This window comes from Chitinophaga sp. 05T412 (genome assembly GCF_056396465.1).
In genome coordinates this window covers 1-355 of record NZ_JBFTLN010000121.1, presented here as the reverse complement: position 1 = coordinate 355, position 355 = coordinate 1, and the positions used below count along the sequence as shown (strand labels likewise).

Sequence of the window (355 nt, the reverse complement as noted above, 5' to 3'; positions counted from 1 at the left end):
GTGGTGACGTTCTCGGCCGTCCACCCGGCATAGGCGGACGGGAACGCCTCGGCCAGTCGGGCCGCGAGGGTGTCGCACCAGGCGCGGTCCTCGGTCGCGGGCCACACGGCGAGCAGGTGGTCGATGATCGACGCGGTGTCGTCGTCCGGGGTGAGGTCCTGGTCGGCGGCGTACCCGGTGAGGCGCCCGGCCGTGACCCGGGCGGCGCGGGCTCTGGCGGCGATCTTCTCGGCCTGCACGGCGTCGATGTAGGCGGCGCGCACGATCTGCGGGTCATCGGCCTCACCGGAGAGGTAGGCGACGCCGCGCTCGCTGCGGGCGAACATCGTCGCGCGGTGCCCGCTCTTGTATGCGC

The 355-nt window shown here is 73.8% G+C and carries 1 protein-coding gene; it reads right to left on the bottom strand.

Going from position 1 to position 355, the window contains the following annotated elements:
* The coding region (locus tag AC1DFM_RS34960; protein WP_477081410.1) for a hypothetical protein at positions 1–355 on the bottom strand (355 nt) is incomplete at both ends.